We start from the raw sequence: 9208 nt of genomic DNA, 5'->3' as shown, positions 1-9208 counted from the left end.
GCGCCTATGACCAACATTCCCCACACTCAAATCACCGAACCCGCCGTCACTTGCTCGACGTGCGCGGCCTGCTGTTGCCAATTGGAAGTGATGCTGATCACCGACACCGGCGTGCCGGAGCGCTATATCGATACGGACGATTGGGGCGGCGAAGTGATGCTGCGTCTGGATGATGGCTGGTGTGCGGCGCTGGACCGAGACACGATGATGTGCACGATTTACGAGCGACGGCCGCTGATCTGCCGGGAGTTCGAGATGGGTGCGCCGGAATGCCTCACCGAGCGTGAAGGGATTGCGACGGCGTATCGCTGATCCTGAGGTAGATGAAAATCAAAATGTGGGAGCTGGCTTGCCTGCGATAGCATCACTTCGGTGTAACTGATAGACCGAGGTGTCTGCATCGCAGGCAAGCCAGCTCCCACATTAGTCAGCAGGTGCCTGATGATTTACAACGGCAAGGTGTAGTGCAACGAGTAGCTCTCTACGCCGTCGTTATTGCTGCTGATGCCCGCGTTGGAATAGTGCGTGGCACGAATGCCCACCTCATGCCCACCGGTGAAACGCAAACCAAAGCCCAGGCGGTCCTCAAACTGGAAGGACTGGCCGATGTTGTTGTCTTCCAGGCGTGTGCGCGAGAACGCGGCCACGCCGATGCCGGCCTCGATGTAAGGTTTTACCGATGCCCCGGCAAACTCATACACAAATACCGGCGAGAACGACAGGCTGCTGGCGCCCGCACGTTTGTCGCCTTCCCAGTAGGTGTACGCGCCGCTCCAGTAGCCGGTCAACCGGCCGGTATCGCTCTGCCACCAGCTTTTATCCCAATCCGATGTCAGCCCCAACCGATAGGTCATGGTCGAATCGCTGGTGCTCCCCACACCAAATTCCAGGCCAGCGGCCTGGGCCGAAACAGAGTGTCCTACCACGGCGGCCGCAATCGCAGCCAAACAGAACAAGCGCTTCATAAGAAACAGTCCTTGAGAACGAAGTTGTATGGTTTGGTACAAGCTAACTCGCTATAGAAGCGCGCGCATAGCCAGAAGTTCAGCGTCTAACCCCGGTATTTCACGAATTTTTCACGCGTCGAAGCTTCGCACAACTCCGGAATGTTTCCATAGTGTAGGTAGGATATTTCTTAAATGATCGACGTTACCGCTCGTCCAGAACCGGGCCGGCTCAGGGTTGCCGCCGGCCAGCAGGTCACGCTCGCCCAGCAAACGCTTGAGCTGGCGCGCCACGGCAGCGCCGGTATCGATCAGGATGATGCTCGGGGCAAGCATCTGCGCCAGAAGCGGCTTGAGGAAGGGATAGTGGGTGCAGCCCAGAATGATCGTGTCGCAGCCGGCGCTGAGCAGCGGTTCGACATAGCCGCGCAACATCTGGCGCAGCTCGGGGCTGTCGAGGTCGCCGCTTTCAATCAACTCCACCAGGCCCGGGCATGGCTGGGTGATCACACGCACGTCGGTGGCGAAGCGATCAAGCAAAGCAGCGAACTTGGCGCTTTGCAGGGTGCCAGTGGTGGCGAGAACACCCACCACGCCGCTGCGAGTGGCGGCGGCGGCGGGTTTGACCGCGGGCTCCATGCCTACCAGGGGCCAGTCGGGGTAGTTCTGGCGCAAATCGGCAACGGCGGCGACGGTCGCCGTGTTGCAGGCAATCACAAACGCCTTGGCGCCTTGCTCGCGGAAAAATTCGGCGACACGCCGGGAGCGCTCAAGAATGAATGCCGGGGTTTTCTCGCCGTAGGGGATATGCCCGCAATCAGCCACGTACAGCAGCGACTCATGGGGCAATAACTGCTGAATTTCGTCCAGCACGGTCAGGCCGCCGATACCGGAATCGAACACACCGATGGGCGCGCTCTTAACCATGCTGCGTCCCACAGACACTGCAACCGGGGTCGCGCTTGACGCGTAATTCGCGAAAGCGTGTGGTCAACGCATCAATCAGCAACAAGCGGCCTACCAGCGGCTCACCGAAACCGGCCAGCAATTTCAGGGCTTCCAGTGCTTGCAGGCTGCCGACCACGCCAACCAACGGACCGACGACGCCGGCTTCGCTGCAGGTCAGTTCGGTGTCGCTGCCATGCCCATATAAACAGTGGTAACACGGGCTGTCGGCGCGACGCGGGTCGAACACCGACAATTGCCCTTCCAGGCGAATCGCCGCGCCGCTGATCAATGGCTTGGCGGCGGCAACACAGGCGGCGTTCACCGCTTCACGGGTGGAAAAGTTGTCGCTGCAATCGAGCACCACGTCCACCGCCGCTACTGCCGCGGCCAGTGAATCGGCATCCAGCGCTGCGCGGTGAGCAAGCAGTTTGACTTCAGGGTTGATCGCCGCGAGACGACGCAGGGCCGAATCGACCTTGGTCTGCCCGACACTCTCGGTGTCGTGGATGATCTGGCGTTGCAGGTTGGTCAGGTCGACGGTGTCAAAGTCCGCCAGGTGCAGCTCGCCTACACCGGCCGCCGCCAGGTACAGCGCCACCGGCGCGCCCAGCCCGCCCAGGCCGACGATCAACGCGCGGGCGTTTTTCAGGCGCAATTGGCCGTCGATGTCGACATGTTGCAACAGAATCTGTCGGCTATAGCGCAACAGCTCCTGGTCGGTCAGCACGGCCGGCGTCCCAGGGTGATGCGTTCGTGGCCACCGAGGTCAAGGCGGCTGTGCACCTCTTCAAAGCCTGCGCCAAGCAGCAGGTCACGCACGGCCGCCGCCTGATCGTAGCCATGTTCAAGTAACAGCCAGCCAGCCGCATTCAAGTGGGCGGGAGATTCGGCAATGATCAACCGCAAGTCATCCAGGCCATCATGCCCCGCCACCAGCGCGCTGGCCGGTTCAAAACGCACGTCGCCGGCCACCAGATGGGGATCGTTATCGGCAATGTACGGCGGGTTGCTGATGATCAGGTCGAAGGTTTGATCTTGCAGCGCGCTGAACCAATGACTGTTCAACACTGTGGCGTTTTTCAGGTGCAGGCGCTGGCGATTGCGTTCAGCCAGGGCCACGGCTTCGAGCACGCGGTCAACCGCCGTGACCTGCCAGGCCGGACGTTCGCTGGCCAGGGCCAGGGCGATGGCGCCGCTGCCGGTGCCCAGGTCCAGAACCTTGGCAGGCGTGGCGGGCGACAGTTCCAGCGCGGCTTCCACCAATAGCTCGGTTTCCGGACGTGGGATCAGCGTGTGAGGCGCGACCTCCAGGTCCAGCTTCCAGAAGCCTTGCTGGCCGAGGATATACGCCACCGGCTCACCGCCACGACGACGTTGCAAATAGTCGGCAAAGGTCAGCGCATGTTCGCTGCTGACGATTTTTTCCGGCCAGGTGTGCAAATAGCTGCGCGATTTACCCAAGGCCGCGGCCAGCAACAACTCCACATCCAGACGCGCAGTGGGCGAGTCGGGCAGGTCTGCGGCGCGCAGCAGGCTGGCAATGATGGTCATTTATTCACCTATCGCCGCCAATTGGTCGGCCTGGTATTCGGCGAGCAACGGTTCGATCACTGCATCTACACCGCCGGCGAGAATCTCGTCGAGGGAGTAAAGCGTGAGGTTGACCCGGTGGTCGGTGACCCGGCCCTGGGCAAAGTTGTAGGTACGGATGCGCTCGGAGCGGTCGCCCGAACCCACCAGCAACTTGCGCTCGCTGGCAATCGCGTTAGCGGCGGCGCTGGTCTGCTGGTCGTTGAGCTTGGCCGACAGCCAGGACATGGCCCGCGCACGGTTCTTGTGCTGGGAGCGTTCTTCCTGGCACTCCACCACGATGCCCGACGGCAAGTGCGTGATGCGGATCGCCGAGTCGGTCTTGTTGACGTGCTGACCACCGGCGCCCGATGAGCGGTAGGTGTCGACACGCAAGTCCGCCGGATTGATCTCGATGGCTTCCTGCTCGTCGGGCTCGGGCAACACGGCCACGGTGCACGCCGAGGTGTGGATACGGCCCTGGGATTCCGTCGCCGGCACCCGCTGCACGCGGTGTGCGCCGGATTCGAATTTCAGTTTGCCGTAGACGTTATCGCCTTCAACCCGGGCGATGACTTCTTTATAGCCGCCGTGTTCGCCTTCGTTCTCGGACAGAATCTCGACGCGCCAACCACGACGCTCGGCGTAGCGCGAGTACATGCGGAACAGGTCGCCAGAGAAGATCGCCGCCTCGTCGCCACCGGTGCCGGCGCGGATTTCGAGGAACACGTTGCGCCCGTCGTTGGGGTCTTTGGGCAGCAGCATGCGCTGCAGGTCGCCTTCCAGCTCGGCCAGTTTTTCCTTGGCCTCGCGAACTTCTTCCACGGCCATTTCGCGCATGTCCGGGTCGCTGTCCTTGAGCAGCGCCTGGGCGCCTTCGAGGTCGGCCTGCACTTTCATCAGGTGTTTGTAGGTGGCCACAATTGGCTCAACTTCGGCGTATTCCTTGGAATAGGCGCGGAACTTGGTCTGATCGGAGATGACCTCGCCATCGCCGAGCAAGGCGGTCAGTTCTTCGAAACGGTCCTGGAGCACGTCCAGTTTATTGAGCAGTGACGCTTTCATTGCGGTTTTTTATCCGAAGAGCTATCTGACGCGCCCTCACCGAGGGCAAAGAGTTCCTGGGCCATGGCCAGCGCATCAAGGCGGCCTTCGGCGGTAAGCTTTTTCAACTGAACGCTGGGGGCGTGAAGCAACTTGTTGGTCAAGCCACGCGCCAGTTGCATCAGCACCTCTTCGGCGCTGCTGCCGTTGGCCAGCAGACGCTGGGCCTTGATCAATTCCTCGTCACGCAGGCGTTCGCCCTGCTGACGATACGCCTTGAGCACGTCGACCGCCGCCAGTTCGCGCAGGCGCACCATGAAGTCTTCGGCGCCGGTGCTGACCATTTCCTCGGCGGCCTGGGCAGCGCCCTGGCGACTCTTGAGGTTTTCGGCAACCACTTCGTGCAGATCGTCGACGCTGTAGAGGTAAACGTCGTCCAACTCGCCGACTTCTGGCTCGATGTCGCGGGGAACGGCGATATCCACCATGAAGATCGGTTTGTGCTTGCGCAGCTTCAGCGCGCTCTCGACCGCGCCTTTGCCAAGAATCGGCAACTGGCTGGCGGTGGAGCTGATGACGATATCGCTGTGCACCAGTTCAGCCGGGATATCCGAAAGCAGCACGGCATGGGCACCAAACTGCTCGGCAAGAATGCTCGCGCGTTCCAGGGTTCGGTTGGCGACCACAATGCGCTTCACACCCAGGTCGTGCAGGTGACGCGCCACCAGGGTGATGGTTTCACCGGCGCCGATCAGCAAGGCCTGGCTGCGCTGCAAGTCGCTGAAAATCTGTTTGGCCAGGCTGACGGCGGCAAACGCTACGGACACCGGGTTTTCACCGATGGCAGTGTCGGTGCGCACTTGCTTGGCCGAGTTGAAAGTGGCCTGGAACAGCCGCCCCAGCAGTGGCCCCACGGTGCCGGCCTCGCGGGCCACGGCATAGGCGGATTTCATCTGGCCAAGGATCTGCGGTTCGCCCAACACCAGCGAGTCGAGCCCTGAGGCGACGCGCATCATGTGACGAACTGCCGCATCCTCTTCGTGCACATACGCACTGGCGCGCAGGTCATCGAGGCTCAAATGGTGATAATCGGCCAGCCAGCGCAGCACCCCATCCGCTGAAAGATGTTCCTGCTCTATATAAAGCTCACTGCGATTGCAGGTCGAAAGGATCGCAGCTTCGCGGCTGTCGGTGAGCCGGCAGAGCTGCTGCAAGGCCTCAACCAACTGCTCTGGCGTAAACGCCACGCGCTCGCGCACGTCTACGGAAGCAGTCTTGTGGTTAATACCGAGTGCGAGGAAGGCCATTCAATATCGCTGATGATGTCGGGAAGCCGACAATTGTCCTACTTCGAAAGATCCAGAACAACCACCGTCGTCTATTGTCCTAGTAGCTTATGCCTATAAAGGCGCCAACTGAGACTCGGTTATGTTTGGCCGAAGGCTTGTGTCATGATGATCCGACCGCAGGTTAGTCGTCCTCTTCCTATATGAATAGATCTTCCGCGTTGCTCCTTGCTTTTGTCTTCCTCAGCGGCTGCCAGGCCTTGGCACCCGTGTCGCCGGACGGTACGCCGCCGGTTGAAGACAGCACCCCCGCCCCTGAAAAGCCCAAGGTTTATTCCTCGTTCAATGAAGAAACGATCTACAGCCTGCTGACCGCGGAACTCGCCGGCCAGCGCAATCGTTTCGATATTGCCCTGGATAACTACGTGACCCAGGCCATCAACACCCAGGATCCGGGCATTTCGGAGCGCGCGTTTCGCATCGCCGAATACCTGGGCGCTGACCAGGCTGCGCTGGACACCTCGCTGATCTGGGCGAGAAACGCACCGGACGACCTGGAAGCGCAGCGGGCCGCGGCCATTCAACTGGCGCGCGCGGGGCGCTATGACGACTCCATGGTCTATATGGAGAAAGTCCTGCTGGGCAAGGGCGACACGCATTTCGACTTCCTCGCGCTGTCGGCTGCCGACACCGACCAGGACACGCGCAATGGCCTGATGAAGAGTTTCGACCGCCTGCTGCAAAAACACCCAAAGAACAGCCAGCTGATTTTCGGCAAGGCGTTACTGCTGCAACAGGACGATGAAGCCGACGCCGCACTCAAGCTGCTGGAGCAGAACCCGCCGGAAGACGGCGAGATCGCACCGATTTTGCTGCGTGCGCGCCTGCTGCAGAACCTCAATCGCGGCAAGGAAGCGATTCCTCTGCTGGAAAAGAGCATCAAGAAGTATCCGGACGACAAGCGCCTGCGCCTGACCTATGCGCGCACGCTGGTTGAGCAGGACCGTATGGAAGACGCCAAGGTGCAGTTCGCCAATCTGGTCCAGCAATACCCGGACGACGATGAATTGCGCTACTCCCTGGCACTGGTGTGCCTGGAAGCCAAGGCCTGGGACGAGGCCAAGGGTTATCTGGAGGAGCTGATCCAACGCGAAAGCCATGTGGACTCGGCGCACCTGAACCTCGGCCGTATTGCTGAAGAGCGCAACGACCCGCAGGCGGCCCTGCTTGAGTACGCTCAGGTCGGCCCTGGCAACGACTACCTGCCGGCCCAATTGCGCCAAGCTGACATCCTGATGAGCAACGGCCGCACCGACGAGGCGGAAAAACGCCTGGCCGCAGCGCGCGATGCCGAACCGGACTACGCGATCCAGCTGTACCTGATCCAGGCCGAAACCTTGTCGGCCAACAAGCAGGGCGAACGCGCCTGGAAATTGCTGCAACAAGCCTTGCTGCAATACCCCGACGATTTGAATCTGCTGTACACCCGCGCCATGCAGGCGGAAAAACGCAACGACTTGGCGCAGATGGAAAAAGACCTGCGCCTGATCATCAAGCGTGACCCGGACAATGCCATGGCGCTGAACGCCCTGGGTTACACCCTGTCCGACCGTACGACGCGCTACGCCGAAGCCAAGGTGCTGATCGAGCAAGCCCACAAGCTCAACCCGGAAGACCCGGCCGTGCTCGACAGCCTGGGCTGGGTCAATTACCGCCTGGGCAACCTGGACGAAGCTGAACGCTTGCTGCGTCAGGCGCTGGAACGCTTCCCCGACCAGGAAGTGGCCGCCCACCTAGGCGAAGTGCTGTGGGCCAATGGCAAGCAGCGCGAAGCGCGACAAATCTGGGAAAAATTCCTCAAGGAACAACCCGAAAGCCCCATCCTGCGCGGCACCATCAAGCGCCTGACCGGATCCGAGACCCTTTAAGCTTATGTTCTTGCGCCACGTCATTGTTTTCAGCTTCATCGCCCTGCTCGCCGGTTGCGCGGGTTTCGGCGCCCGCGAATCCGTTGAAGGCCAGGGCAACCCGGCGCAATGGAAACAACACAAGGATCAGCTCAGCAGCATTGATGGCTGGCAGATCGAAGGCAAGGTCGGGGTTCGCGCGCCAAAAGATTCCGGCAGCGGCACGTTGTTCTGGCTGCAGCGCCAGGACTATTACGACATTCGCCTGTCCGGCCCACTGGGCCGCGGCGCAGCTCGCCTGACGGGACGCCCGGGGCAAGTCAGCCTGGAAGTGGCCAACCAGGGACGCTATGAAGCGGCGTCGCCGGAAGAATTGCTGGAGCAGCAAATGGGCTGGAAGCTGCCCGTTTCGCACCTGGTGTGGTGGGTTCGCGGTTTGCCCGCGCCGGACAGCAAAAGTCGCCTGAGCCTCAATGGCGACAGTCGGCTGGCCACGCTGGAACAGGATGGCTGGCAGGTGGAGTACCTCAGCTACGTGCAACAAAGCGGTTACTGGCTGCCCGAGCGCATCAAGCTGCATGGCACCGACGTTGATGTCACGCTGGTGATCAAGGACTGGCAACCGCGCAAGCTGGGGCAATAAACGTGACTGTTACAACGCTGACGCTGCCCTCCCCCGCCAAACTCAATTTGATGCTGCACATTCTGGGGCGCCGTGAAGACGGCTACCACGAGTTGCAGACGCTGTTTCAATTTCTGGACTACGGCGACGAACTGACCTTCGCCGTGCGCGATGATGGCGTGATTCAGTTGCACACCGAATTCGAAGGCGTGCCCCACGACAGCAACCTGATTGTGAAGGCCGCGAAAAAACTTCAGGAACAATCCGGTTGCACCCTGGGCATCGACATCTGGATCGATAAAATTTTGCCTATGGGTGGCGGCATTGGTGGTGGCAGCTCAAATGCCGCGACGACGTTGCTCGGCCTCAATCACTTGTGGCAACTGGGTTGGGACCACGATCGCCTGGCTACGCTGGGCCTGACGCTGGGCGCTGACGTCCCGGTTTTCGTGCGTGGGCACGCCGCTTTTGCCGAGGGCGTGGGGGAGAAACTCACCCCGGAATACCCCGAAGAGCCGTGGTATGTCGTGCTTGTTCCGCAAGTATCTGTAAGTACAGCAGAAATTTTTTCAGATCCACTGTTGACACGTAACTCTCCTCCCATTAAAGTGCGCCCCGTTCCCAAGGGAAACAGTCGAAATGACTGCTTACCGGTTGTAGCAAGGCGTTATCCAGAGGTACGTAACGCTTTGAATTTGTTAGGTAAATTTACCGAAGCAAAATTAACCGGAACTGGAAGTTGTGTGTTTGGGGGCTTCCCAAGCAAAGCTGAAGCTGATAAAGTCTCGGCCCTTCTTACAGAGACCCTTACAGGGTTTGTAGCAAAGGGAAGCAACGTTTCGATGTTGCATCGCAAGCTGCAAAGTCTGCTCTAAAGGAACCGAGTAC

The 9208-nt window shown here is 60.4% G+C and carries 10 protein-coding genes; 4 read left to right on the top strand and 6 right to left on the bottom strand.

Going from position 1 to position 9208, the window contains the following annotated elements; genetic code table 11:
• The first annotated feature begins 6 nt into the window (after positions 1-6).
• Positions 7-312: a YkgJ family cysteine cluster protein gene (locus FPT15_RS25270; RefSeq protein WP_016977069.1), complete on the top strand. Its 306-nt coding sequence runs from the start codon at positions 7-9 to the stop codon at positions 310-312.
• A gap of 134 nt (positions 313-446) precedes the next feature.
• Here the strand turns inward: FPT15_RS25270 and FPT15_RS25260 are convergent, their stop codons facing one another.
• From FPT15_RS25260 to hemA, 6 genes are all read right to left on the bottom strand, one after another.
• Positions 447-965, bottom strand: a complete 519-nt coding sequence (locus FPT15_RS25260) for an acyloxyacyl hydrolase (RefSeq protein WP_145165577.1) — start codon at positions 963-965, stop codon at positions 447-449.
• 111 nt (positions 966-1076) lie between these two features.
• Positions 1077-1871, bottom strand: a complete 795-nt coding sequence (murI, locus tag FPT15_RS25255) for a glutamate racemase (RefSeq protein WP_145165575.1) — start codon at positions 1869-1871, stop codon at positions 1077-1079.
• Positions 1864-2619, bottom strand: coding sequence for a molybdopterin-synthase adenylyltransferase MoeB (gene moeB / locus FPT15_RS25250; protein ID WP_145165572.1), 756 nt, complete (start codon positions 2617-2619; stop codon positions 1864-1866). Before moeB ends, murI begins: the two co-directional genes overlap by 8 nt.
• A complete protein-coding gene (gene prmC, locus FPT15_RS25245; protein WP_145165570.1) occupies positions 2613-3443 on the bottom strand; it encodes a peptide chain release factor N(5)-glutamine methyltransferase in 831 nt (276 codons plus the stop codon). The genes moeB and prmC overlap by 7 nt, the downstream gene beginning before the upstream one ends.
• Positions 3444-4526 carry a peptide chain release factor 1 gene (gene prfA, locus FPT15_RS25240; RefSeq protein WP_119736461.1) on the bottom strand — a complete coding sequence of 361 codons (1083 nt, stop codon included), beginning with the start codon at positions 4524-4526 and terminating at the stop codon, positions 3444-3446.
• Positions 4523-5812, bottom strand: a complete 1290-nt coding sequence (gene hemA / locus FPT15_RS25235) for a glutamyl-tRNA reductase (RefSeq protein ID WP_145165568.1) — start codon at positions 5810-5812, stop codon at positions 4523-4525. The genes prfA and hemA overlap by 4 nt, the downstream gene beginning before the upstream one ends.
• Positions 5813-5994: 182 nt before the next feature.
• Between hemA and FPT15_RS25230 the strand changes: the two genes are divergently transcribed.
• From FPT15_RS25230 to ispE, 3 genes are read left to right on the top strand one after another with little or no spacing between them, the layout of a single operon-like run.
• Entirely contained in the window at positions 5995-7719 is a 1725-nt protein-coding gene (locus FPT15_RS25230) for a tetratricopeptide repeat protein (protein ID WP_106578557.1), read from the top strand.
• Positions 7720-7723: 4 nt separating this feature from the next.
• Positions 7724-8341 (top strand): lipoprotein insertase outer membrane protein LolB, encoded by a 618-nt coding sequence (gene lolB / locus FPT15_RS25225; protein WP_145165566.1) that lies wholly within the window; start codon positions 7724-7726, stop codon positions 8339-8341.
• A 50-nt stretch (positions 8342-8391) separates the two neighbouring features.
• A complete protein-coding gene (gene ispE, locus FPT15_RS25220) occupies positions 8392-9195 on the top strand; it encodes a 4-(cytidine 5'-diphospho)-2-C-methyl-D-erythritol kinase (protein ID WP_256676513.1) in 804 nt (267 codons plus the stop codon).
• Positions 9196-9208 lie beyond the last annotated feature (13 nt).

The sequence above is a fragment of the Pseudomonas sp. RGB genome, from assembly GCF_007713445.1.
GTDB lineage: Bacteria > Pseudomonadota > Gammaproteobacteria > Pseudomonadales > Pseudomonadaceae > Aquipseudomonas.
This window is presented reverse-complemented; position numbering and strand designations above follow the sequence as displayed.